Annotated in this window: 14 protein-coding genes; 3 read left to right on the top strand and 11 right to left on the bottom strand. The window is 43.4% G+C overall.

Features of this window, described 5'->3' with window-relative positions:
• The first annotated feature begins 41 nt into the window (after positions 1-41).
• Positions 42-1,358: an amidohydrolase family protein gene (locus tag AAG747_RS11290; protein ID WP_346821275.1), complete on the top strand. Its 1,317-nt coding sequence runs from the start codon at positions 42-44 to the stop codon at positions 1,356-1,358.
• A gap of 67 nt (positions 1,359-1,425) precedes the next feature.
• On the opposite strand, the gene AAG747_RS11285 is transcribed toward AAG747_RS11290, so the two are convergent.
• Positions 1,426-2,859, bottom strand: coding sequence for a PAS domain-containing protein (locus AAG747_RS11285; protein ID WP_346821274.1), 1,434 nt, complete (start codon positions 2,857-2,859; stop codon positions 1,426-1,428).
• Positions 2,860-3,105: 246 nt separating this feature from the next.
• Between AAG747_RS11285 and AAG747_RS11280 the strand changes: the two genes are divergently transcribed.
• Together AAG747_RS11280 and AAG747_RS11275 are read left to right on the top strand one after the other, a co-directional pair.
• Positions 3,106-4,155, top strand: coding sequence for an oxidoreductase (locus tag AAG747_RS11280; RefSeq protein WP_346821273.1), 1,050 nt, complete (start codon positions 3,106-3,108; stop codon positions 4,153-4,155).
• On the top strand, positions 4,152-4,751 hold the full coding sequence (locus AAG747_RS11275) for a hypothetical protein (RefSeq protein WP_346821272.1): 600 nt from the start codon (positions 4,152-4,154) through the stop codon (positions 4,749-4,751). The genes AAG747_RS11280 and AAG747_RS11275 overlap by 4 nt, the downstream gene beginning before the upstream one ends.
• Positions 4,752-4,938: 187 nt before the next feature.
• On the opposite strand, the gene AAG747_RS11270 is transcribed toward AAG747_RS11275, so the two are convergent.
• From AAG747_RS11270 to AAG747_RS11225, 10 genes are all read right to left on the bottom strand, one after another.
• On the bottom strand, positions 4,939-7,770 hold the full coding sequence (locus tag AAG747_RS11270; protein WP_346821271.1) for a hypothetical protein: 2,832 nt from the start codon (positions 7,768-7,770) through the stop codon (positions 4,939-4,941).
• A 112-nt stretch (positions 7,771-7,882) separates the two neighbouring features.
• Positions 7,883-9,568, bottom strand: a complete 1,686-nt coding sequence (locus AAG747_RS11265; RefSeq protein ID WP_346821270.1) for a RagB/SusD family nutrient uptake outer membrane protein — start codon at positions 9,566-9,568, stop codon at positions 7,883-7,885.
• A 30-nt stretch (positions 9,569-9,598) separates the two neighbouring features.
• Positions 9,599-13,006: a SusC/RagA family TonB-linked outer membrane protein gene (locus tag AAG747_RS11260; RefSeq protein WP_346821269.1), complete on the bottom strand. Its 3,408-nt coding sequence runs from the start codon at positions 13,004-13,006 to the stop codon at positions 9,599-9,601.
• Between the two features lie 204 nt (positions 13,007-13,210).
• Positions 13,211-14,272 (bottom strand): FecR family protein, encoded by a 1,062-nt coding sequence (locus AAG747_RS11255; protein ID WP_346821268.1) that lies wholly within the window; start codon positions 14,270-14,272, stop codon positions 13,211-13,213.
• A gap of 111 nt (positions 14,273-14,383) precedes the next feature.
• The gene (locus AAG747_RS11250; RefSeq protein ID WP_346821267.1) at positions 14,384-15,061 is read right to left on the bottom strand and encodes an RNA polymerase sigma factor; all 678 of its coding nucleotides are present in this window, start codon (positions 15,059-15,061) and stop codon (positions 14,384-14,386) included.
• 247 nt (positions 15,062-15,308) lie between these two features.
• Positions 15,309-16,898, bottom strand: coding sequence for a RagB/SusD family nutrient uptake outer membrane protein (locus AAG747_RS11245; RefSeq protein ID WP_346821266.1), 1,590 nt, complete (start codon positions 16,896-16,898; stop codon positions 15,309-15,311).
• A gap of 13 nt (positions 16,899-16,911) precedes the next feature.
• Positions 16,912-20,289 carry a SusC/RagA family TonB-linked outer membrane protein gene (locus tag AAG747_RS11240; RefSeq protein WP_346821265.1) on the bottom strand — a complete coding sequence of 1,126 codons (3,378 nt, stop codon included), beginning with the start codon at positions 20,287-20,289 and terminating at the stop codon, positions 16,912-16,914.
• A gap of 148 nt (positions 20,290-20,437) precedes the next feature.
• Complete coding sequence (locus tag AAG747_RS11235; protein WP_346821264.1) at positions 20,438-21,478, bottom strand: FecR family protein; 1,041 nt, start codon at positions 21,476-21,478, stop codon at positions 20,438-20,440.
• A 279-nt stretch (positions 21,479-21,757) separates the two neighbouring features.
• Positions 21,758-22,348, bottom strand: coding sequence for an RNA polymerase sigma factor (locus AAG747_RS11230; RefSeq protein ID WP_346821263.1), 591 nt, complete (start codon positions 22,346-22,348; stop codon positions 21,758-21,760).
• 169 nt (positions 22,349-22,517) lie between these two features.
• Complete coding sequence (locus AAG747_RS11225) at positions 22,518-25,877, bottom strand: DEAD/DEAH box helicase (RefSeq protein ID WP_346821262.1); 3,360 nt, start codon at positions 25,875-25,877, stop codon at positions 22,518-22,520.
• Positions 25,878-25,943: the final 66 nt, after the last annotated feature.

The following is a 25,943-nucleotide window of genomic DNA, read 5'->3' as shown; positions in this document are numbered from 1 at the left end:
GTCACTCGTTATTTACTTAATCAAGACATAATTCTAAAAAAATGATAAATAGATTTTTGTTCACAAAGCTGATGATGGCGCTGTTATGGTGCAACACGCTTTTCGCACAAAACCCCAAAGCCGAAACAGGTGTATTTGCCCTCACCAACGCTACTTTGTATACGGTAACCAATGGAGTAATCGAAAACGGAACGCTGATTATACAAGATGGGAAAATCTTTGACATGGGTACGGATAGTTCGATTCCGGCCGGAGCCGAAGTGCTCAATTGCCAAGGCTTGTCGGTTTATCCCGGTTTGATTGATGCCGGTACCCAACTGGGGTTAAAAGAGATCGGTTCCTTACAGGAAACCCGCGATGAAAGTGAATTAGGAGAAATTACTCCGCAAATGAATGCGTTGACCGCCATCAATCCCAACTCCGTATTAATTCCGGTCACACGGGTAGCCGGGGTGACGACTGTACTGTCCACACCTTCCGGAGGGATGTTTCCCGGCACGGCTGCTTTGATCAATTTGCATGGCTATACTCCTCAACAAATGTTTGCAGGGTTCAAAGGCGTTATTTTAAATTACCCCTCTTCCGCCAAACCTTGGTGGGACAAACGGCCGGAAAAAGAATTTGACAAAGAGTATAAGCAAAAAATCAAACGCTTGACGGAGACCTGGGAAAAGGCTGTATTTTACCATACACTGGATTCTGCTTATCAAGCGGCTCCTTCTTCTGCCGAAAAACCAAGCTACTTTCCTGAGATCGCAGCATTGTTACCCGCTGTCAGAGGAGAAGAGCCCTTATTGGTAGAAGTCAATAAAGATTCCGATATTCTCAAAGCTTTGGCCTGGGTGAAACAACACCGGATCAAAGCGGTTTTTACCGGGGTGAAAGAAGGATGGCGGGTAGCCGATTCATTGGCAGCAGCCAAGGTTCCGGTCATCACCGGCCCCGTATTAAGTACGCCAAGCCGCGGGTACGATCGCTACGATAAAGCCTATGCCAATGCCGGGCTGATGAAAAAAGCCGGGGTGAAGGTAGCCATCCGTACCTCGGAAGCAGAAAATGTGCGTAACTTACCCTATCATGCCGGATTTGCAGCTGCCTATGGCCTGGGCAAAAAAGAAGCTCTAGAAGCCGTAACTATCGTTCCTGCTGAAATTTTTGGCCTGGCTCAAGAAATGGGTTCCTTGGAGAAAGGAAAACAAGCCACCTTATTTATCACTGACGGAGATCCTTTTGAAACAAAAACACAGGTAAAACAGGTCTTTATCAAAGGTTGGAAAGTACCTTTAATCAACCGGCAAACCTTGCTCTACGATGAGTTTTTAGAACGAAGTGATCAAGTAGTTTCTCCTACGAAATAAGGCAAAAAGAAAAACCCGGTAACATCAGTGTATTGTTTACCGGGTTTTCTTTGTTAAGTACGAAAATCTATGATTGATTATGCTGTGTTAATTGCTTTTTAAGGTCTTCATTTTCCGCTTCCATCTCCAACATTTTTTGTTTGAGTGTTTCCAACTCCTGTTCTGTTGCCTGCGCTTCCATAAACTTCTCTTTAAATACTCTTTCCCTCTCTACTTGTTCTGTCACGTCATAAAACATCCCCAAGATGGAAGTGACCTCTCCCTTTTCGTTTCTGATCGGTACTTTGGTCGTATTTACATAAAGTGTATCCTCTCCTTTTTTGCTTGGTTCCACGATATTCAACTTGGGTGTTCCCTCCGTCATGACCTCGCTGTCATCTGTCCGGTATTTTTCCGCCAAATCTTTAGGGAAATACTCATAGTCGTTTTTGCCTATCAATTCTTGCGGTGAGCTACAACCAACCATTTCCGCAAACGCATTGTTGCAGCCCATATAATTCAAGTTCTTATCTTTCCAGAACACCCCACCCGGCAAGTGATTCACCACCAATTGCAGCATTTTCTCAGAGTCCTTTAATTTTTTCTCCTGCTCCGACATTTTATCCGCCTGTTGCTGGGAGGTATTGTAAGCCGTTTCCAGTTCGGTTTGCTTTCTGCGCATTTCCTCTTGAGTTGCCTGCAATTCTTCCATATTTTGCCGCATCTCCTCTTCCTGGGCCCGCATTTCCTCCGCTTGCATTTGAGAATCTTCCAGCAAGCTCCGGGTTTTTTCGTTGATCTTTACCGTAGAAATAGTGGAAGCGATGTTCTCTCCCAGTTTTTCCAAAAACTCAATTTGATAGTTGGAAAACTCTTTGAAAGAGGCCAATTCCATCATACCAAACACCTCGTCATTGATTTTCAAGGGCACAATCAAAATCCCTGAGGGATTGGCTTTCCCCAAGCCGGAGGTAATATTTATATAAGAATCCGGTACCTCGGTCATATATACCGTTTCCTTCTCCAGAAAAGTCTGTCCTAAAAGTCCTTCTCCTATTTCAACTTTTTTATTTATAAATTTTTTCCGCTCATAGGCATAGCAAGCAATCAATTCAAGATATGGTTCGTCATAATCTTCATTTAAGATAAACAAGCCTCCTTGGTTTGCTTCCAGATAGCGCACCACATTCGTAATAATCAAATCGCCTAACTCTCCAATGTCCGAATTGAAATTGCGCAAAATCTCCACAAATTTGGCCAGTCCCACAGTCGACCAATTTCGCTCCTTTTCTTCTTCCGCAATATGTTTCAATTGCGATTGCATACTCAGTAGCGCTTGTGAAAACTGGCTGTCATTGGAGGCAGAGGTATCCAGCTTGGCATCCAGGTTACCATCCTCGATGGATTTAATAAAATTAGTTGCAAATTTGATTTCCCTGGAAATGAGTTTATAATCCTCTTTTAACTTTTCAATATTCTTTTTCTTTACAAGAATATAAGGGAACTTCTTTAATTTCATCATTCTTTTTGACGAATTTTAGGATAATTATTACAAATCTCTTTTAAAAACGGCCCACCCTCTGTGATAGTATAAGACACTAACGGCAAATATGGTTATGGGGTATTGAATTTCAGGCAATAAAAGTAAATATTGTGACAGAAAACATAGGAGTACCGGTGGGGGTATCCAACTAAAACCCTACCCAAATTGCTTAATAGCCTATTTACCAATGGTAGAGGCACTACAACACTATAAATATTTGATACCATGAATCACGAAAAAAAAGTTCAAGTTGGCTTTGCCGCTTTTGGAATGTCAGGACAAGTTTTTCACGGTCCTTTAGTACATATGCATCCAAATTTGCAAATTCACACCATTGTAGAGCGCTCCAAAACCCTCAGTCAGGCATTTTATCCGGAGGCACAAGTGCTAAGAAGTTTTGAAGAAATGCTTGCCCAACCCGGACTGGATTTGGTGATTATCAACACCCCGGACTACTTGCATTATGCTCAAACCAAAGCCGCTCTGGAAGCTGGAAAACATGTAGTGGTAGAAAAGCCCTTTGTCCTTCATTCGGAGGAGGGAGCGGAACTGATGGCCCTGGCCCAAAATAAAAACCTGCTTTTGAGTGTATTTCATAACAGGCGTTGGGACAGTGATTTCCTGACCGTTCAAAAGGTCATTCAAAACCAATTGTTGGGCCGGACCGTAGAATACGAAGCCCACTTTGACCGCTACCGGAATTTTATAAAGGAAGGTACCTGGAAAGAACAAGCCGGAGAGGGATCTATTTTATATAACCTAGGTTCTCATTTGATTGATCAGGCCTTAGTGTTATTTGGAATGCCCTTAAGTGTGACTGCCAAAAAAGGGATTCAGAGAACAGGCGGGAAAGTAGATGACTACTTTCATCTGACCTTACAATATCCTGATTTCCATGCAATCTTACGATCCAGTTATCTGGTCAGGGAAGAAATGCCCAAATTTATCGTACATGGGACGGAAGGCTCTTTTGTGAAATACGGTATGGACCCTCAGGAAGAAGCACTCAAACAAGGACGACTTCCCAACGAAGCGGACTGGGGCAAAGAACCCGAACACCTGCACGGAACTTTGAATACCAGTACAAAAGGTTTGCACTTTCGGGGCAAAATTGAATCGCTCCCCGGTAACTATGCCACCTATTATGATACTATTTACGAAAGTATTGTACATCACTCATCACTTGCTGTAACGGCCCAAGAAGCCCTGAACGTGATCAAAGTGATTGAAGCGGCTATCCAAAGTACCGAAACCCAACAAACAATTTTACTATGAAAACGCTGATAATCTCCTTGTTGGTTTTCACTTTTCAGCCGGAAAGTATGAGCAATACGGGTCATCAACCCTGTATCGTTTTTGACGAACGTTCCTATTTTACAAAAAGCGATTGTATTGAAGATTCGGTCATAGCTCTTGATGAATTAAGGTTGCTTTACCTGGAAGCCTTTCAACAAGAAGAAAAGGCGGGAAAAATGCTGCACTTCTTTAAATCAAAAACAAGGAAAAGCCCGGTAGAAGAAGCCTACCACGGAGCCTTTTACGCCTTGTCTGCCCTGCATAAAAAAATGCCCGTCAAACGATTGAGCCTGGTAAAAAAGGCAAAAAAACATTTAAAAAAAGCCGTCAAAAGTGCTCCTGAGCAAATCGAAATCCGCTTTTTGCGTTTTTCACTGAATCATTATCTCCCGGATTTATTCAAGAACGAAAAAATGCTCCAAGAGGACCAAGCCCAACTACTCAAATTGTTTCGTTCATTGGAAGAAACTCAACAAGAGCCTGAATTACTGCAAATTATTGCCGGCTTTATGCTGAGTTCTCAACGATGCACGGAGGAAGAAAACCGGGTATATCAGCGTTATTTAAATAAGTAGATAAATTAAGGATTGGCGCACTTGTTCGCTTCCGGCTCTCTTTGCTTACATACTTATAAAAACCAAAAAGCCCCCGGCCTTTACAGGCTCAGGGGCTTCATGTTATTCTAATTATATTATTGAAGTGAATGAAACTTTTTCTTTTTCCTAAAAAATGTTTCAAAAACTATAAATGTAAACCACTTCATTATTGAATGACAAACCAAGTCTGGCTCCGGGCCGGAATTTCAACCGGCAATTCAATGGTATAATCCCGGCTGAGGGTATAAGAAGTTTTCTTCTTATCTTGCTCGATCACGGTGGCTGTCGTTTCCAAGCCAGTATAATACAAATCTAAGTGCAAGGTTCGCCGGATGGGTTTGTTTAAAGGGTTATAGACCATCAAAAGTCCTTTTTCTTCACCGTCCGGATCCACGTGCAGGATGGCATCGTAATCCCTGCCGTCCGGCCTGCGAATATGGATGATATCCCCGTCCAAAATTTTGCGGTGTTTTTTATAAAAATCCACCCATTTTTTAACCAAGACTTTTGTTTCAGGCGCATCGTAAAGCTGGGGCCCGCGATAGCAAGCTTGTACCCCTGCACCAAACAAGTTGGCCAGTCGTTGCCCATAGTGAGGCAGGTGTTCTTTCAAAGGTTCGATGGTGGCTGCGGCTCCTCCTCCGTGGTATTGTACCAAAGGCACAAACATCCATCCCATAGAGGGCGTTTTGTCCCAAGTGCCATCGTAGATATTTTGCCTTTCGATGATTTCCTGTTGCTCTCTGGGCAATGACCAATTGGTTTCGCGATAGCCCATACCGGTTTTACTTCCCCCATTCAGGAAATAATGATCGGGAATATTGAGGTAAATTCCCCTCCCCCGGCACCATTCGTAAAACTTCCGGATTTTTTCAAATTGTTCCCATTGTGAGTCCGCCAGACCTTTGTGTCCCGGATGAGATGTTGAAGCGCAAACGTCCCCGGGATACGAGCCGTCATGTTCTAAAATATCCTGTCCGGTTTTTTGATAAAAATGATAGAGTTTTTCAAAGTATTCTTCGCCCCATTCACTTTCCAGGCAGGGAGAATTGCCAAAACGGGGCGTCTTTCCTTCGGGCATCACCACATCATGTCCTCCCCCGATTCTACGGCTGGCCAAGAGGGAATATCCTCCCAAGGCCACTCCTTTGGCATGTGCATAATCGGCCAAGGCTTTCATCCGTTGAAGGTACTCTTCGCTGTTGTCTTCAATGGCAAAGCCACTTCCGAAGGTCATAATCACCATTTCAAAGCCTACTTCGGCACATTGGTCGATGGCCCTTTTCACGGAAGTTTCATCCGCACTGCGCACATGCATTAAAATAGGGTTTTCCGTAGCCCATGGAGCTATGGCACGGTACATTCTTCGTTGGGCCAAGCCTTTGCGTTCCCGGTCTCTGTTTTGATGAAACAGCTCCCAGGTACGAAAGCTGGAAAACGTTTCTCCGGAAGCCAAGGTTTTGGCCGGTCCGTATTTGGGATAGGCTTCCAACAGACAAGGCATGCTCCTTTCGTAATTTACTTGAGTCGCATACAAGGGATCCGGGTTCCAGGCAATGCTGGATTCGAATACATTTTCATTGGACATTCCGCCAAAGCGATAGTCCGTATCCACCGTAATATTAGGCAAGAGCCAATTCTTTTTACCATCTACTACACTTTCCGGTTCGCTTACTGCCAAGATTTCACTTTTAAACTTGTCAATGGTAACGGTCTTTCCGGAGTGGTTTTCTACGGTAATCCATTTGCAAAATACCGGAAGGCCATCGTACAATTCATAATGGACGTTTACATCCAACCCCTTCAGGTAGGTGAATTTTGCTTGTTGATTTTGTAAAGAAGCTTCTGAAAAAGCACCCAATATTTTTACTTGTTCCACAAGCAAGCGGACTCTGTCTCCTTTCTTTTTATGATCGGAGTTGTGGCCATCCCAAGCCATCTTTCCTACCCGCAACATTTCCGGTACTTCACCGGAACTCTTTGCAAAGGAAGCCAAGGAGGTGTACACATTCCCATCATAAGAGTAGCCCAACACAATTTCTTCCGAACGCTGTTCTATCCGTAGCCATACGGGTTGCCCCTCTTTCATGCCTTTAGCCGTGTGTTCCTTTTCTCCATCAAACCAGCCAAACTCTTTTTGTCCCGGTCTTACATTCAGTTTTATGACTTTATTCTTGTAAACCAATCCTATTCCCGGCCCCCAACTTACACTTTGATCGGTGCCCGGATTTATTTTGGCTACAAAAACGCTTGCTCCCTTAGGTACTTTTTGATCGGCAAACACGGAGGTATTGGCAAGAGCCATGATTTCCCCGGCTTTTCCTTCATTGATAAAAGAGTTTCTGGCATCTGCTTTGGAAGCGGTAATTTTCCATTTTCCGGAAAGTTTTTGAAAGCGGTCGTCCAAAATGACTTTCCGGTTCTCATCCGAAGAAGCTCTTGCAATCAACTGGTCTATCAATTCGTCATCCGCTTTGTAACGAAACGTCACTTCAACTCCCGGAGCGGGCCAGGGCAAATCTTCCGGCATCCAATCCATTCGTTTTTGCCATGCGAAACGCGGTTGAGTAGGCCGGGTAGAGAACTCCGCCAAATGAAATGCCAATGGATTTGCTTTCATCCCCTCCAGCCATTCCGGTAAAAGGTAATTGTGAATCGGTTGTCCGGTAAGTCCTCCGATGGGAAATGTCATTCCGTCAATCACCAGCTCGGCTTCCGGTCTGACAGAACGGAGCATCGCAGATTGATCCATCAGATTTTCCAAAGCCACCGTTGCGCCATCGGGTTCCATGGAAAAAATCCGGGAAACCAACCCATTGCTTAGAACCAAATGCCCGTCTTGATCGCGATACACGGCCGCTTTTTGGGCGATGGGCTTTACCAGCCAATCGGATTTGACTTGTATTTTTTCTTTTTCATATAAGGGATATTGCTCCAGAGACTGAGCAAACAGGTTGCTTGCTGAAAAGCAGGCAAGAAGCCAAGTTAAAACTCTCATTGTATTTATTATTAGATTGTTGAATTTCTTTGGGAAAGATAAAGTAAAAAAGAAGAAGCTAAAAAGCCTCTTCCTTTTGAATATGTATTTTTTCAATATGTGCTTGTTCCTATTATTCCCATCCCGGATTCTGTGTTAGATTTGTATTGAGAACCAATTCTTCCGATGGCAACGGATACAAATACAGACGGTCATTCCATACCCGTTGGTCCCTACCCGGATACACTTGAATAAGCCTGTCGGCCGTTAAAGTGATATTGTCTAAACGCGAACCATACTGCCCTTCCAAGTCGGGATGAATTTTCATTCCATAGAGTGTCTTGAGATTTTCCGTCAATTTTCCGGCTTTCCACCTCACCAGGTCGTCCCAACGGAAGCCTTCCGCAGCCAACTCTACTCTGCGTTCTCTCCGGATCTCATGTAACAAAGGCGAAACGGCATAGCCATAGTCAGGCCAGTTGGGGTCGGTAAAACCCACGCTGACCGACAATGGGGCCACCCCTACTCTCTCTCGCAACAAATTGACAGATTCATCCAATACTACCTGTGTGGCTTGTCCCAGTTCTGCTGAGGCTTCCGCATAAATCAACAGTACTTCGGCATAGCGGAAAATCAACCAATCCAAAGTAGATTGGTTGGCATTCCATTGGGCTTCGTCCGGAGAGTGAAATTTCATCACAAAGTACCCTGTGGTGCAACGATTCGGATCAATGACAGGTAAATCGTTGTATGTAGGATTGCCACTGGCATCCAATTGAAAAGGCAAGGTTTTATTATCAATGGTTTGTAACAAACGCGGATCGCGGTCCGTCAGCTCCATGGTCAAAGAATCATCTCCCAGGTACAAGCCACTTTCGGCAATGGGCAAGCCATCCTTGCACAGATACGATTCTACCATATCCTTGCTAAAGCCGGTAGCTGACTCCGTCATTTGCCGGGTATTGTTATGTGTTTGAATATCCTTGATATACGAACGGTAAAAAATTGCTTCGCTATTATCTGCATAATCTTCCTGGATAAACAGGTTATAATAATCTTTATCCGGATTTCCGGTAGAGTACAAACCATACCTTCCTGAGTTGATCAAGTCAAAAGCGGTATTTTTCGCTTCCTCAAAAAGCGTTTCATAGCCGGTCAGACCGTGGTATTTTCGAAAACTGGCTTCGAACAAACATACCCTTGCTTTGAATGCCCTGGCCGCATCGGCATGCAACCGGTCCGGTAATGCCTCTCCTTTTGGGTATAAATGCTCAATGGCATAGTCCAAGTCTGCCAATACGGAATCCACCACTACGTTGCGAGGGTCACGGGCTTTGTACAATACTTCGGTATCCGATGCATTCAAATCGGTACTTAGCCATGGCACATCCCCAAAGCGTTTGATCTTATTGAAATATTCCCAGGCGCGAAAAAAGCGCACTTCCCCCACATAGGCATCGATCAGGTTTTGGTTACCAGTAACGGTATGATACCGTTGTAAGAAGTAATTACAAGCTCTGATTTGCGCCCAGTCATTACTACTCCATCCCCCTCCGGAAGTCGGTACAATGTATTCGTCAAACAAAAACGAATTGGGACTTTGAGGAACTTTGTTATCACTTTGGTTATCCAAATCCCGGGCAAAGGCTCCGGGTAAAGAAGGGTAAAACCGGTTTGCATAGGTTGCCAGGTCGGCTTCTTTTTTCCAAAACCCCTGATCGCTGAGGGCATCCAAAGGATAGCGCTCCAAGAAGTCGTCATTACAAGCCGACAGCGTGATGAATAAGGTAATTAGTGGATATAAATATATTTTTTTCATGAGCTTCCATAAGTTTAGATGAAGATGAAATTACAAGCGTACATCAATCCCTAACGACAACACTCTTTGTAAGGGATAGGTACTGGCATCCAACACTTCCGGATCATAAGCATCTAACAAGCCGCTGCTTTCCCAAAGGTTTTCCCCGCTAAAGTATACTCGTACGGCTTCCAATCTCAGTGGTTGGATGAGGGTTTTCGGCAAGTTATACCCGATGTTCAGTTGCTTCAAACGGATATAAGAGGCTTTTTGCAAATAGCGGGTTTGTGTCTGGTAGTTTCCTCCTTGCCCGAATCTTGGCCGGAACCAATAGGCATCCGGATTCTCTTCCGTCCAGTAATCCAGGCTATGCTGTTGAGGAACAGCCCATTGGCTGGTAAGTCCCCAAAAGTAATTGCCTCCGGGCATATAATCCCGCTTGCCCACTCCTTGGAAAAACAGGTTAAAACTCAGCCCCTTCCACTCTACCCCACCGCGCAAGCCAAAGCTATAGCGAGGAGTGGAATTGCCAATCACGCTCAAATCTCCCGGCTTCTCTAAGGTAGACTCCCCACGGGTAATTTCACCATCTCCGTTGAGGTCCACATACCGGACATCCCCGGCAGCCCATTCGCCACCCCAAATCTGCGATTGGTCAGGAGCCCCATCCACTTCTTGATCTGACTGGAACAAGCCTTGTGTGGTAAAACCCCAAATCTCTCCAAACTTACGTCCTTCATAGTACTCATTGATCAGCCCGTTAGGATTTTTAAATTTGGTAATTTCCGTTTGATAGTCCGAAAGAACCGCACTGAAATAGTAGTCTACCTGTTCGTTGATTTGATCTTGCCATGAAAGAGACAATTCCCAACCGTAGGTTTTTAAGTCGGCTGCATTTTCTTGCGGCACTCCGGTTCCCAAAGTTGCAGGCAACCGTTGCCCCCCGGTAAGCATGTCGTAGGTAAAACGGGTATAATAATCAAAACTACCCTTCAGACGGCTGTTCAACAACTCTACATCCAAGCCCAAATCGTATTGGTTCACGGTTTCCCAGGTCAAAGAACTACTGACCAAACCCGCAGGGTGAATGGCCACTGGCTGTACCCCGTTAATGATGTAGCCGCTCTGAGAACTAGCCCCTAAGGTAGCGATATACGGATAATTGTTCCCGTTGATATTCTGGTTTCCTAATGAACCGTAAGAAGCCCGGACTTTTAAGTTATTAACCACTGAAGTGAGCGACTCAAAAAAAGCTTCTTCCGAAATTCTCCATCCCACGGATACGGAGGGGAAAAATTTAAAACGATCTTCTTTCGGAAATTTGGAAGAACCGTCATAGCGACCATTCAACTCAAGCAAATAGCGTTCGTCAAACACATAGTTCAAGCGGAAAAAAGCTCCGCGAATAGCCCATTCACCTTCTCCTCCACCTACATACTGTTCTCCGATGGCTTGGTTGATCGCCCCTAAATCATTGTTGATCAAATTGTCCCGGGTAGATGAAAAGTTACGAGTATGTTTTAATTCCTGGTTAAAACCCACCAAGCCTTTGAGGTAATGTTTGCCCATCGTTTTTTCATATTGCCCCCACAAGTTCAATGCGCTGTAGTAATCATCGTACTGCCTCATGGTAAGGCTGCTGGGCTTTGTCCAGGGATAAATAGTAGTTAACTCCGGATTCGCATAGTACTCGATGATTTCTTTCCGGTGGAATCTTTCAACTTTGCTATAAAAATTAGAAGTAAAATCCAGGTTGAATAAAAGGGACTCATTGGGCTTTACCTGCAAGGCACCGCTCAACCAAACATCGTTAATTTTTGCCCGGCGGGTACCACTTTGTGTGAGCAATGCCGCTTGGTTGGTCCATCCTCCTTGCCCGGAATAATTCCCGTCCGGATGATAAACCGGCATTAAAGGCCGCAAGTCTCCTGAAATAAACCCGGATTCGGCCCCGTCCGACCACACCGAACCGTAAGGAGAAAGTTTGCCTGTATGGTTAAAATTTGTTTTGGCGGTAAAACTCAACCAATCCGTAATGTCCGTTTTCACATTGATCAATGCATTGACTCTTTTATACTCCTCGTCAAAAAGAGACAATAAACCTCCTTGATCCAACATCCCCACCGAAGCATAATAAGACGTTTTTTCCGAGCCTCCGTTCAGACTTAACGTATGTTGGTGGTTGACCGAATAATCATCGTAAATCACATCGATCCAATCCGTATTGCCCGAGTAGAGGTATTTATCCGGGTTACTCGGATCCGGGAACACGGCATTTTCAGGTACAGGGTTAGCCAAGTATTCTTTCACATGGCCCACATATTCATCATCGAAATACACTCCGGAACCCGCATTTAGACTGGCGGTGTTCATCATGTTGACATAGTCCAGAGAGTTGATATACTCCGGCAAGCGAGTGGGCTTACTGAACGACACATTTCCTTTGTACGATACCTGCATTTTCTGATTTTTCTTACCACTTTTGGTCGTAATCAAAACCACCCCATAAGCCGCCCTGGCTCCGTAAATTGCCGCAGAGGCCGCATCTTTCAAAACCGAAATACTTTGTATATCGCTAGGGTTGATCAAGTTAGGATCCATCTGTACACCATCCACCAGTACTAAAGGCGACCCGCCATTGATGGAAGTACCCCCCCGTACATTAAAAGACACACCTTTTCCGGGCGAGCCATTAGATACGGAAATATTCAGGTTGGGAATAACCCCTTGTAAACCTTGGCCTACACTGGTAATGGGCCGGGAGTCCAGCACATCGGAATCCACCGAGGAGACGGCTCCGGTCAGGTTTACTTCCTTTTGCGTTCCATAACCGACCACTACCACCTCTTCCAACTGTGAGACATCCGTTTGCATTACTACGTTTACCCTGGACTCACTGCCTACCGTGACCTCTTGCGTTTGATAACCGATAAAGCTAAACACCAATATGGCATCTTTAGGAGCGGCTAATTTGTAGCTTCCCTCAAAATTGGTCGTGGTTCCTTGTGCGGTTCCTTTGATCAAGATACTGACCCCCGGAAGTGGCTCCCCATCCTCTTGTGAAGTTACTTTTCCGGAGATGGTCACCTCTTGAACAATATCCTCCACCAGAGGCACTGTATTCTTTTTATGTTTCTTCTTTACATAAATGACATTGTTAATCCGGGTGAACCGGAGCTTTGTATCTTTGGATAGCCCCATCAAAAAATCGGACAACGATTCTCCTTTGGCTTGAGCCGATACCCGCAAAGTTTCATCAAAGGTCAAGCTGTTATAGGCAAAATGAAAGTCCGTTTGTTTTCCGATTTCATGAAAAACTTTTTTTAAAGGAGCATTTTTAAAGTTAACCGATATGTAAACTTCTTCGAGCTTCTTTCTCTGTGCAATGCCTTCTTTGGCCAGGAGAAGCGAGCATAAAAAGCACTGCAAGAACAAGCCGTATATGGCAAATTTAGACATAAGAAGGACTTGTCTAAGTAGTTTTGAATTCATACTTTTACTTAGCTTTAGGTGAATAATAAACATCTGAAGTGGGTCGCTTAACCGTCTGCCAACGGGAAAGCGGTAACATGTCTGAACAAGACGTTAAGCCGGTGTTGTGGTGATGCCGGCTTTTTGTATTTTTTCATTTTCCATAGGCATATTCTGTTTGATGAAATTTAGTTAATATATTCTCACCGACTTACCGGTAATATCAAAGTGAAAGTTACTTGTTCCACCCATCACTTTTAGCACCACTTCCAGACTTTGGTTGGTAAATTCTCCGGTAAATTTTCCTTGTAAAATTTGAGGGGATTCACAATGGATTTGCACACCATACCAACGCTCCAGTTCGGGAATAACCTTATCAAAACTCTCTTTCTCAAAGAATAACCGCCCGTAGTGCCAGGCCAACACTTTGCCGGGATCAAAGGAGTGTTTGGTATAAGCATGTTTTTGGCTATCATAGTGCAACATTTCTTTGGGCCGCAATACTTCTTTGCTTTCCAAGCCCGTGTTTGCATTGTTATACACCTCTACTTTCCCCGTCAACAAAGCTATTTTTTTTACCCCATCTTCAGGATAATCCCTAATATTAAAAGAAGTCCCCAATACCTTTGTACATAAGCTTTTCGCCTGTACGATAAAGGGTCTGTCGACTTCCTTTTCCACCTCAAAAAAAGCCTCGCCTTCCAAATACACGAGGCGTAGCGTATCGGAAAACTGCTTGGGAAAACGCAGCTTACTGGCAGCATTCAAATGTATTTTAGAGCCATCCGGCAATTTGAACTCCGACTTCTGCCCTATAGGGTTTTCTTTGATCACCCACTCTACTGCCCCTTGTAACTCATTCGAGTTTTGTTGAGAGTAATTTCTCCACAACAGTACTCCAAACACAGGCAAAAGAAACACAGCCGCTATTTTCAACCAATTGTTCCATGAAGGTTGGCCATTGAGCCTTCTGTGTACGGGCGCTTTCGAGGCTTGCCTTCCAGAGTAATTTTGCGCTAAAATATTATTGAAAACGGCGGTTATTTCTTCTTCGGAGGGTTGAACTACGGTCTTTTCAGGAAATTCCATCCGCAGGATTATTTCCTTTGCCTGCGCTAATAACTTTGCTTTTTCGGGATGATTAGCCAACCAGGATTGCCAAAAAAACTCGGCTTCTTCGCCCGGTTTTTTCACCCATTGGACAAAGTACTCATCTTGTAAAAAATCTTCTAAGGTATAGTCTGTGTATTTCATTGGGTCACTGATGGCTTTCCTTCTACTTACTAATGGAACACCTTAGTGAAATGACATCACTTTTTTTTATTTTTTTCACAAAAAACAGACAAAAATCTAATATACAAGCGGTTAACAAACAAAAAAATCATAGAAAAACACAATCAACAGTATCGCCATAGGCAGTAAAGGGATTTCTTTTTTCAAGGTTTTGAGCGATTTGTAAATCAGGTTCCGGGCTGACTTCACATGATCCAAGTCCATAATGCCCGCAACCTCTTCATACGTCATACTTTCATAATAGAAATAATACAGGGCTTCTTTCTGGCGCTTGGGTAATGTTTGTAAGGCCTTTTGTAAATGCTGTATACGTTCTTCGGAAATTTGCCGGTTAATCAACTGGACTTCGTGGGAAAAAACAATGTCAAAGTGCCAATCCTCAGAAGGCTCCTGAACCAAAAGGAACTTTGCATTTTTCTTACTATACAGCTGAATTTTCCAACGGAGGGATTTATAGAGGTAAAACTTGATGGAGTCGGTATCGGCAAGGTTAGTACTGCTCTTACGCAATTCGATAAACAAATCCTGAATGGCATCTTTGATGAGTTCGCGATCTTGCGTGAAGCGATGCCCATACCGGAAGAGTTCCGAAAAATACGTTTGATAGATATAGTTAAACGCTCCCTCGTTTCCTTTTTTGAACTGCCGCCAAATTTCCAAATCGGTTTTACCCTGAAGAAAATGTTTTTCTTTCTGTTGAAGATTTGCGTTGGCATTTGAAGGAGAGGTTACCGGATCATATTTTTTCATTTTCAATAGCTACTTAATTCAAACCCTGTACCCAGTTAGTCAAATTCTAAGTTGATATTTTTTTTCATGAATTCAAATGCAAACCTTTGCTTGGCCCCTATTCTCCCTGCCGACACAATTCCGTTTCCATAAAATTTCTCCGGTTACTTACACAAGCCTGTTTTTTTCGAAAAAAAATCCCCGCCCGATAGAAGGGGCAGGGATTTTAACCAAGCTCTATTTTTATGTTAATTGGACGGTATAGTTATTAATATCCTTCGTTTTGGATCAAGTTAGGATTTCTTTGCAGTTCTCTTTCAGGCAAAGGCAAAAGCAGGTGTTTTGCTTCAAATGTTTTTCCCCAGGAGTTGGATTGCCCGACAAAATCCACAAAAGAAATTGCCCCGTTTCCATTTTCCGTGGAGGTAGGAAATTTACGGGTTCTGGCAATGTCAAACCATAGTTTAAAATCAAAGACCAACTCTCTGTACCGCTCTTTCCAAACTTCTTCCACAAACTCATCCACTGTCAACCCACTCAGGTGGTTCACGATATCCGCTTTATCCATTTTCCAATACGCCCGGCTTCTTACCTGGGCCAGGTAATCCACGGCTTCGGCCGTCACCCCTTCGGATTTGGCTACTGCCTCAGCCGCAATCAGCAAAATATCGGAATAGCCGTATGCCCGCAGGTCCTTGCCGGAGTTAGCCGTTTCAAATATGGCATCGTCATCGTGCCAGATGTACGGTGTCATGGGAAATTCTACTGTATTTCCTTCGCCGTCTTCGTAGGTATTGTGGAAATATTGTTTATTCTGAATACGCAAATCGTTGTCGGCATCATATCCCCATACAAACTCATCTACCGGCTGATAACCTCCGTTGGTAATGGCATACTTTACTTCAGAAGCAAAAGACACCGGGTAAGACCATTGCGGAAACACCGTAGTGGAAATACCGATGAAATATTCCAAATGATAAATGTACTCATTGGCCAAGGCCTGTTCTTTACGGATTTTGTTGTAGGCACTTTCTTCCGGAATCAAATTTCCTCCATTGTCATAGGAATGTTGGGTCAGGGAGTACACCCCGCTTTCAATCACTTTTTTGGCCATGGCAGCCGCTTCACCGAATTTATTATCCTGTAAGGGATACCCGCTCATGTTCAGGTATACTTCCGCCAATAAGGTAGCCGCCACCCCTTGGGTAATGCGATAACCGTTGTTCACCATGGCCGCTTGTGGCAAACCGCCCTCATTTACGGCAAACTTCAAATCATCGGTAATCAATTGATACACATCGGCTACCGAACTCTGCGATACAAATAAATTATCCAAGGACTCGTAAGGCTCGGTAACCAAGGGGACTTCACCATACAAGCGTACCAAGAAATAATAAGCGAAGGCTCTGAAAAATTTTGCTTCGCCCAAAAGTCTGTTGGACTGCGCTTCGGTAAGCCCCGGAGTGGTAGGAATGTACTTGATCGCATTGTTGGCACGGGCAATCCCGGTATAAAGGGAAGACCAGATACCTGCCATATAATCATCCAGGTTCGATCCGTTCAGAGTCAATTGCTGTGCATGTTGAATATGAGGTTCCTGCCCTTTGTATTCATTGTCGAAGAAGCCCGACAAATACTGGGTCAACATCACTTTTTTCCCATTATAGACCCCACCGTCCAAATACATGTTGGGGGCCCCGTTCCGGTACAAAGAGTTCACCGCATTTTCCGCATGACCGGGTTCTGTAAAAAACTGATCCAGACTGATTTCGTCTCTAGGTTTTTCTTCCAGGAAATCAGAACAAGAAGCGCCTGTCAGCAGCAGGCTGATTACCATTAATATATTCAAGTATTTCATATCATCCTCCTTTTTAGAATTGTAAGTTTACACCAAGGGTAAATGTGCGGGGGCGGGGATACTGGAAGAAGAAAATATTTTGTCCCCATTGGTTGCCTCCCCAAGAAGTCGCCTCAGGATCCAAGCCCTGAAAGTCCTTCGAATGAATGACAAAGGCATTTTGCACACTTCCGTAAATTCTCAGTTTTTTCAACTTGAGCTTGGAAAGGACTTTATCGTCAAAAGAGTATCCCAAGGTAAAGAGGTTACCTCTCAGGTAAGAACCGTCTGCCACCCAGTGACTGTCGATCTCACTGTTTTGTCCGCCATACGCCTGGTTCCGGATTTGCTGTACCATGGTGTTTTGGTTGTCTTCAGTCCAGCCGTCAGTCAGGATGGTACGCAAGCCGTTGGCAATTCCCGAACGGTCTTCTGTGGAATGATAATATTGTTGTAAGATATCCACATCGTAAACAAACTGTAAGTCGATGGATAAGTCAATGTTTTTATAGCGGAAGGTGTTGACAAAACTACCGGTCCATTTAGGCAATCCGTTACCAATGATGGTAGGGTCTGCGGAACGTTTTGCTTCACCTGGCAAGCGTCCGACTTTAGCCGCCTCATCGGCCTCATCAGTACCCCAAACGCCTAAACGTTGATACCCCCAAAAAGAACTGAGAGGCTCGCCTACTCGCAAAATCGTCTGGCTACCGGATACCCACCAAGGCCCCGGGAAGATGTCCTCGTCATTCTCACCCAACTTTTCAATAGTATTTCGGTTAAAATTGAAATTCAGGTTGGACTCCCAATAAAAATTGGTATTGTCAATGTTGACAGTCGTTAATAACGCTTCAATCCCTTTGTTGGATACGGAGGCAATATTATCTCTTACCCCACCGAATCCGGTGGTCATCGGAATCGGTTTATCCAATAAGATATCGGTTGTCAGCTTGTAGTAATAGTCTAACTCCAGTTGGATGCGGTTGTTCAACATTCCAATCTCCATCCCGATGTCAAACTGTTTGGTTTTTTCCCATTCCAAACTAGGATTGGCCAAACGGGTTACATAGCTGTCCGTCACCCTGGAACCGTTCATCAATACTGTTCCCGAAACTACCGTGGCTAAAGATTGATACACGGGAATTTCCGTGCTACCGGTAACTCCATAACTTGCCCGTAATTTCAGTTGGTCAACCAAGGAGGAGTTTTCCAGGAAAGGCTCGTTAGAAACCATCCATCCCACACCCATTGAAGGGAAGAAACCGAATTTATTATCTTCTCCAAACCTGGATGAACCGTCTACCCGTCCCGTCAACGTAATCATGTATTTGTCTTTAAACGTATAGCCGGCTCTGAGGAAGTAAGAGTTCATCGCCCATTCCGAGTAACCTGAAGAAGGCGCTCCCGGCTCACTGGCAGACTGGATTTTATTGTATTTGAAGAAATCGTCTGTAAATCCTTTGGCACTAACATTAAAATCTTTGGAAACCCGCTTTTGCCAACTGAGTCCCAATACTCCGTTGAAGCGATGGTCACCAATCTCTTTGTTATAAGAAAGGAAGTTTTCTTGTTGCCAGTACAAAAGCCTTCCGTTGGATAAACCGGCAGATCCCAAAGGTGCGGAGATATTGGTCAAATCGGTAGGGCTATAATCTTCAAACACCCGGTTGTGCTTGTCAAAACCAAACTGTGTTCTGAAATCCAAGCCATCGGCCAAATGGAACACCAAGTAGGCATTTCCGAAAAGTTGTGTGCGTTCCCGCTTCCGGTCTTGGGTTTCCAATACGTGTACCGGGTTAGCCATCGCTTCCAGGTTATAAGGATCTTCAATCATCTGGCTGTTACTCCAGGTACCGTCCGGAAATTTTACAGGAAAGATCGGAGGCATTTCGATCATTGTTCTTCTTGGCATTTGATGCCCTCCCCCTTCTTCAAAAGAGTTCTCTTCCGTATGATTTGCCAATAGGGTCAATCCTACGGTCAACCATTTTTTTGGACTGCCTTCGTAAGCAATTTTTCCATTCAGCCTTTTGAGGTAGTTGTTCAACATAATTCCTTCCATATCCGAGTAGTTTAAAAAAGCTCCGTAGGAAGAACTCTCACCTCTCTGTTGAATGGATAGTTGATGGTTATGCGAAACGGCTGTACGGGTGGCTTCTTTTTGCCAATCCGTATCGTATAAGGGGTTCCCGTTCTCGTCAAATAAATTCGGATCGTTTTTGGTAAATACCGGATTGGAGCTTGGATTGTATTTAGGCGAATTGTCCATCCCTGTTTCCACTACTTCCAACCATTCTTTGGCATTTAACAAGTCCATTTTTTTCCGCAATTGTCCGATGCTGACAAAGCCATCGTAACCAATGGTCATCCCTTCGGTTTTGGAACCCTTACGGGTAGACACCAAAATGACCCCATTGGCACCTCTGGAACCATAAATCGCGGTGGCAGAAGCGTCTTTCAATACTTCCATACTCTCAATATCATTGGGATTCAAGAACTGGATATCTTCCATCACTACTCCATCCACTACAAACAAGGGGGAAGAAGAGGAGTTAATCGTACCCAATCCCCTGATCAATATTCTGGGGCTACTGGTAGGAGAGCCTGAATTCAGAAAAACATTGACTCCGGCTACTTTTCCTTGCAAGCCTTGCATCACATTATTGACCGGTCCTTTCAACAGTTCTTCGGAACCTACCGTACCTACCGAACCGGTGATATCCGATTTCTTTTGCACCCCGTATCCTACCACTACTACTTCGTCCAGTTGTGATATATCCGGTTTCATGGTCAGGTTGATGGTAGACTGACTACCGATGGCGATTTCTTGGGTTTGATAGCCGATAAAGCTAAAAATCAAGGTGGCATTCTCCGGGGCAGATAATTTATAACGGCCTTCAAAGTCTGTAGTCGTTCCTTTGGTAGTTCCTTTTACCAAGATACTCACTCCAGGCAAGGGGGCTCCGTCTTCTGTGGAAGTCACCGTTCCTGAAATAGTCACTTCTTGTTGTACTTCCGAGACTGCATTGACCGGTATATCTTTCGTTCTGAAATTCTTACTGATGTATATCTTTTCGTTGACCCGTTTGAAATTATATCCGGTGGCCCGGTTTATTTCCCTAAGAATATTCGCCAAAGATTCATTGGTTTTATTCAAAGAGATTTTTTGATTCGTGCGAAAGCTATTGCTTAAATACACAAATTCAAACCCGGTCTTTTGTTGCAACGCGGAAATGGCATCACTCAACCTGGTATCATTCAAGTCAAGCGAAAGATGGATCTGCTCTATACTTTTGGATTGGCCATTCCCCGAATTGGCCATTAACATACCGGCAAGCAAACATTGTAAAAACAAGCCGTATAGGGATAGTTTAGACATAAAGAGGATTTGTCTTAGTAATTTCCATTTCATATTTTTACTAAGTTTTAAATGAATGATTCGTTTAAAATTCCGGCTGGAATGTATGGAGCCCTTCCCCAAGATGTTCCATTTACATTCCAGTTTTTTTGCTCGTAAACTGTGTGGTATTAACTTGTATTTATCTGCTTCATAGGCCAGATTATTTAAATTGAATAATTACTTTTTTATCTTCGATATCATAAGAAAACCGATAGGTAAAACTGATTCCTTCCAGTATTTTCTTTAATGAAACTTTATCGTATACGGCACTAATCGTCCCTTTCGGCATGGTTCCCTTTAAGGTAAACTCCACCCCATACCATTTTTCCAACTCCTGAACCACCGTCTCGATTCCCGCTTCCCTAAAGACGATTTTCCCTTCTTTCCAACCCAATATTTCCTCTTTGTCAAATCCGGAAGTCGCCATTTTCCCCTCTGCAATATTTACTGTCACCATTTGATCCGGCTGTAAAAAGGAATGCGTATCTTCCATTTCTACCAACACCTTCCCGGTTACCAAAGCTATATATATATTATTATCACCAGGCTGGGCATTCACGTTAAAAGTCGTTCCCAACACCTTGGTTTTCGTTTGGTTACTCACCACTACAAAAGGCTTTTCCGCGTTTTCAGTCACTTCAAAAAAAGCTTCTCCTGTCAAGTAAACCCTTCGCTCTCCGGTATCCTGGAAATTTTCCGGAAAACGCAAGGAGGATCGTGCATTTAACTTTACTTTGGTGCCATCCGCCAAAACCACATCCTTTTTTTGACCGGCAAGCGTCCGGGTCTCTTTCATCACCAAAGGCTTTACGAATACTTCTTCTTCTTGGTGATTGAAATGGTATAAAGCAAGACTCAAAGAAATAACTAACAGCGCAACAGCAGCGGCCACTTGATAGGTACCGGAGACAATGCTTCTGCTTCGTTCCTTTCGCCGGGTTTGTGTTTGTTTTTTCAAACCATAAGGAGTATTCCGTACTTCCTTCTGAATCTTATTCCATAATGCTTCTTTCTCTTCTTCTGCCCCTTGAAACTCACTTTCCTGTCCGGATTTCCCTCCTATCTCATTCTCCAAAATTTCCCCTAACAACTTTTCGTTTTCTGCCTTATTCATCCAAGTGTACACTTTGTGATATTCCTCAGGGGTACAGCGGTTTTCTTTATACTTTTTTAGTAATCCGATAATTTCTTCTTGCTTCATTACAAAGGTTTGCTTATGTATATATCAGTCTGTGAACAGAGCAATTTCAATGAAAGTAATTTAAATACGCAGAGCCCCTGTCTTTACCCAACCTCCCAGTCAATTTTTTTTTTAAATTTTTGAACCACATAGACACAATAGGACACAGAGAAATAAAACCGGTTGTGATGAAAACTCCTATTGTTCTCTATGTTCCTACTGTGCTTTCAAAAATATTGAACCACATAGATACAATAGGACACAAAGAAATAGAACTGGCAGTGATGGAAGTTTCTACGTTTATCCAATAAAACTCAACAACAATAGCAACGATAAAACGGGGATTTCTTCGCTGAGAGAAAGTTTAAGGGTTTGCTTTGCAAGCTTCAGTTGTTTTTCGACCATTTGTGTTGAAATGCCCAATTTTTCCGAAATCTGTTTGTTGGTAAGTCCTTGTTGTCTTTTCAAATTAAACACCTGTTTTCGCTTGGGAGGAAGGTTATCTACTGCTTTTTCCAGGCGATTTGATAATTCACGGTAGTGGATCTGCTCTTCGGTAGAAGTATGACTCAGTGACATATGTGAAAAATCTCTTTGCAGGACTTCCTTGGCCCTGGCCCGCAAAGCACTCACCATGGTATTTTTTAAAATCATAAACAGGTACCCTTCATAAGAGCGCTCGCTCTTGAGAAGGTGTCGCTTTTCCCATAATTTGATGAAGGCTTCCTGTAGTACATCTTCCGCCTCGGCTGTAGACTTGAGGTAAGCAGTTGCTATCTGACGAAACGAATCATAATGCTTCAGATAAATCTCTCGCAAAGCCGACAACTCTCCTTTCTTTAATCGAATAGTCAGTGCAGCGGATGGGTGTGACTGTGCTTCCCTGTTCATTTTTATATTAATAAGACTAGTTCAAAGTAATTTGATTCAGTTAGTTACTGTGCTGCGATTCTCTTACTAATATAGAAATTTTTAGAAACAAATATACAAATGCCCCCCTGTCTGGGGTTATCGTTGAAAAATAACAGCTCTGCGAGCAATACACAGCCAGGTGCTGCCCCTACTCAAACAAAGCCAGCAGTTCTTCTTTGGAAAGAGATTTCATCATTGAACGGTCCGTTTTTACCAGTTCGGTGGCTAAGGAGTTTTTTCTCGCTTGCAATTGCATAATTTTTTCTTCGATAGTATCCGGACAAATCAAACGGACGGCTACCACATTTTTCGTTTGCCCGATCCGGTGGCTGCGGTCAATGGCCTGGTTTTCAACCGCGGGATTCCACCAAGGATCCACCAAATACACATAGTCTGCTTCGGTAAGGTTCAAACCGGTTCCTCCGGCTTTTAAGCTGATGAGAAACACCCGGACCTCCCGGTTCTTTTGAAATGTTTCTATCCGGTCGGCTCTGTTTTGAGTTTGTCCCGTAAGGTATTCATATTGTATCTTCCTTTGGGCCAACTCTTCTTTAATCAGATCCAACATCGTCACAAATTGAGAAAAAATCAGAATCTTATGCCTGTTTGCCTTGTTTTCAACTTCTTCCATCAGCACTTCAATTTTAGCAGAAGGACTCCCATAAAACCGATCATCACTCAAAATTGCCGGGGAATTGCAAATTTGCCGGAGTTTGGTTAGCCCCTGCAATACATGTAAGCTTTGCTTTTGGATAGTGTCTTCAATTTCTTCTAACAACAGATCGCGGTACTCCTTTTTATACGCTTCGTAAATCTTTCGCTGTTCGGTACCCATTTCACAATAAATGACTACCTCTGTTTTTTCCGGAAGTTCTTGGGCTACCTGTTGTTTTGTTCTACGCAAAATAAAAGGACTGATTTTTTGCTGAAGTTCTTTGGCTCTTTTACTGTTTTTGAACTTGTCTATCGGGCTGGAATAAATGCCTTTGAAGCGATGTTTACTTCCGAACAAACCCGGACAAGCAAAAGAAAGCTGTCCGTAGAGATCAAACGTATTGTTTTCCAGTGGGGTCCCGGTCATAACGATTTTGTTGCGGGACTGTAGCAAACATGCGGCTTTGTACCGTTGCGACTCCGGGTTTTTAATCGCTTGTGATTCATCCAGAATGATATAATTAAAGTGATATTTTTTTAAGAAGCGTATGTCTGAGAGCAGGGTATTATACGTAGTCAGAATCACTTCATAGTTTCCAAACAAATCGCAATTTTGTACCCTCCCCGGTCCGTAAGCGGTCAAAACCTTGATAGAAGGAGCGTATTTAGCTATTTCGACCTGCCAATTAAAAATTAAGGAGGTAGGCAGCACTACCAAGTTGGTATTTTGTGAAACCTTTTCCCTTTGTGATAAAAGAAAGGCAATCACCTGGACTGTCTTCCCCAAACCCATATCATCCGCCAAGCATCCACCAAAGTTGAAATCGTCCAGAAAGTTTAGCCAATTTAAACCCTGTTTTTGATAGTCGCGAAGTGTTGCTTTCAAGTCTTCCGGTACTTTTACGGAAGGAACGGCTTCAAACGCAGCAATTTTTTCCCGGAGCATGCCCAACTCCTGTTGTACAGGGGTAGCCAGCATGGCTTGTTCATATAGGTCAGCAATATCCGTAAAATTGACTTTTGGCGTCCGGATACGTTCTTTGACAAGCTCCCCGGCTTCAAAATAGTTTGAAAATTTCTTTACCCATTCTTCAGGTAAAATCCCCACCGTTCCATCATCCAGTTGTACATAGTTACTTTTGTTGCGGACCGCTTTATACAACTGTTTCAACGGAGCGATTTGCTCACCGAACTGTGCTTTTACAGTCGTTTCAAACCAATTCACTTCACTGATGACGTTGACAGAAATTTTAGCCCTGTTGGGATTGTATTTGTTATTTTTCAATGTACTGAATCCCAATACTCTTACCCCCATTCGGGCCCATTCTTCCATGGTTCCCAAAAACCAGGCATCTTCCAAAAACTTGTTCCGGTGTAAATAAAAAGATTCTCCCTCCAATTGTTCGTCAAAATCCGGGTGTTGTCTCAGCAAGGTGGCAATCAAGCGATCTTCCTGTTCTTTGTTCCTGTCCACGGCAAAATAATTTCCCGCTTGATCCTTTCCATGCACCTGTTTTTTGGAAAGCACCGGAACCTCCGTAAGGCCATACCGCATCACAGGTGTCAATTCTACATAGTCCTGTAAATCTGACAAATAGATAATTTGTTCTGTGGGTTGGTCAAAACCACCCTCTTCCAATTGCTTTTCCGTAGCCGGCTTTACATACGCATAGTGTACCCGGACTTTGTGCTCCAACTTTGAAAGAATTCGTTCTTGAAACTCTTCGAACTTGGATGTATGAATCAGAATGATTTCATTATTCTTTTTGAAAAAATGAAGGATTTGTAAAAAAACAGGATCTTCAATCACATAAAGTGTTTGTCGTATCTGTAAAAAATAATCGAATTTAATTTTGAGGTTTTTCAAGCCCAATAACTGATCTTCAAGTAGTAGTTTTCCCGATACCTCAAAAAAATCCCCCTTCCGCTTAACGGAAAGCTCCAAGTCTGCCGGCAGACTTTGCAAACTTACCGGCACCAGTGATTTGGCAGTAATTTTATCAGAGACTTCTCTTTTGTGAAAATAAATGGCCAGCCCCGCCGGGTTTTTCACCAACGCTTTCAAGCCCTCCCTGTCCTTTTCCGATTTTTCATAATTATGTTGAAACCTGGAAATGGAGGAATAAAACTTAATTTCCTCACTGTTCTCAATTTTCCAGATACTGTCCAAAGGATCTATGGGATTCAATGGATTTTTTAACTTTCCTGCTTTTGTTGTTTGCGCTTCAAAAAGCTGTACATGCAACTGGTCATAGTACTTATGCTTTCCAATGACGACAATCTTTTGCCCCGAATCAGTTTTGGGCAAAGAAGGCGATGACAGCGGTAAAAACTCCGACTCGAAGCGTTCCTGACTCGACCGGTTGACAGGATACAAACCCTTCAACTTAGGGTGGATTTTCACGGATTTGTGCGTGTACTCCAGTTGAAAGAATTCGTCCAGGTCTACCTCCTGTTCCAAACCGTAGTCTATGGCAAAAGCTCTCAATTTTTCCTGACGCAGCGATTCATCAAAGAAAATCCGAAAGTATTCCCTGTCTTTTAGTTCATATAGCACTTGTGCCTGGTGCTTGCAAAGTTTGTTTCGAGGTTCAGCACAAGTACATGAGAGAAGCAATGTATTTCGAAGCAAACTTACGCTTACGATAGGAGACCCTAATACAAGAGAAGGTTTGTGAAAAAGCCCGAAGTTGAGTTCAATTTGTTGCGGAAGGATATCATCTGCACTAAATAAATCCGCTGTGACAGACGCTGCACTATGATTTTCTATAAAGACACTATTCAGCTCTGAAATGGAAAAATTTTCGATGACATAATGATTGGGGGTGGGATGGTTCAAGCTTTCCGGGTTCATCAAATTTTATTATTTACTAATTCTTACCATACTACTATCGGAAGCAACAAAGATACTCCCGTCTTT

Origin of the sequence: Rapidithrix thailandica, from assembly GCF_039710355.1 — a bacterium.
In the GTDB taxonomy this organism is placed as follows: Bacteria; Bacteroidota; Bacteroidia; order Cytophagales; family Flammeovirgaceae; genus Rapidithrix; species Rapidithrix thailandica.
Note: the sequence above shows the minus strand (reverse complement) of the source record. Positions and strands in the feature narration are given on the sequence as shown.

What these genes read in the sequence shown, in the direction of transcription:
- AAG747_RS11265 (WP_346821270.1), bottom strand. Translation starts at nt 9,568, where the DNA reads ATGAAAAAAATATATTTATATCCACTAATTACCTTATTCATCACGCTG.
- AAG747_RS11285 (WP_346821274.1), bottom strand. Translation starts at nt 2,859, where the DNA reads ATGATGAAATTAAAGAAGTTCCCTTATATTCTTGTAAAGAAAAAGAAT.
- AAG747_RS11225 (WP_346821262.1), bottom strand. Translation starts at nt 25,877, where the DNA reads ATGAACCCGGAAAGCTTGAACCATCCCACCCCCAATCATTATGTCATC.
- AAG747_RS11255 (WP_346821268.1), bottom strand. Translation starts at nt 14,272, where the DNA reads ATGAAATACACAGACTATACCTTAGAAGATTTTTTACAAGATGAGTAC.
- AAG747_RS11245 (WP_346821266.1), bottom strand. Translation starts at nt 16,898, where the DNA reads ATGAAATACTTGAATATATTAATGGTAATCAGCCTGCTGCTGACAGGC.
- AAG747_RS11275 (WP_346821272.1), top strand. Translation starts at nt 4,152, where the DNA reads ATGAAAACGCTGATAATCTCCTTGTTGGTTTTCACTTTTCAGCCGGAA.
- AAG747_RS11290 (WP_346821275.1), top strand. Translation starts at nt 42, where the DNA reads ATGATAAATAGATTTTTGTTCACAAAGCTGATGATGGCGCTGTTATGG.
- AAG747_RS11230 (WP_346821263.1), bottom strand. Translation starts at nt 22,348, where the DNA reads ATGAACAGGGAAGCACAGTCACACCCATCCGCTGCACTGACTATTCGA.
- AAG747_RS11240 (WP_346821265.1), bottom strand. Translation starts at nt 20,289, where the DNA reads ATGAAATGGAAATTACTAAGACAAATCCTCTTTATGTCTAAACTATCC.
- AAG747_RS11250 (WP_346821267.1), bottom strand. Translation starts at nt 15,061, where the DNA reads ATGAAAAAATATGATCCGGTAACCTCTCCTTCAAATGCCAACGCAAAT.
- AAG747_RS11270 (WP_346821271.1), bottom strand. Translation starts at nt 7,770, where the DNA reads ATGAGAGTTTTAACTTGGCTTCTTGCCTGCTTTTCAGCAAGCAACCTG.
- AAG747_RS11235 (WP_346821264.1), bottom strand. Translation starts at nt 21,478, where the DNA reads ATGAAGCAAGAAGAAATTATCGGATTACTAAAAAAGTATAAAGAAAAC.
- AAG747_RS11260 (WP_346821269.1), bottom strand. Translation starts at nt 13,006, where the DNA reads ATGTCTAAATTTGCCATATACGGCTTGTTCTTGCAGTGCTTTTTATGC.
- AAG747_RS11280 (WP_346821273.1), top strand. Translation starts at nt 3,106, where the DNA reads ATGAATCACGAAAAAAAAGTTCAAGTTGGCTTTGCCGCTTTTGGAATG.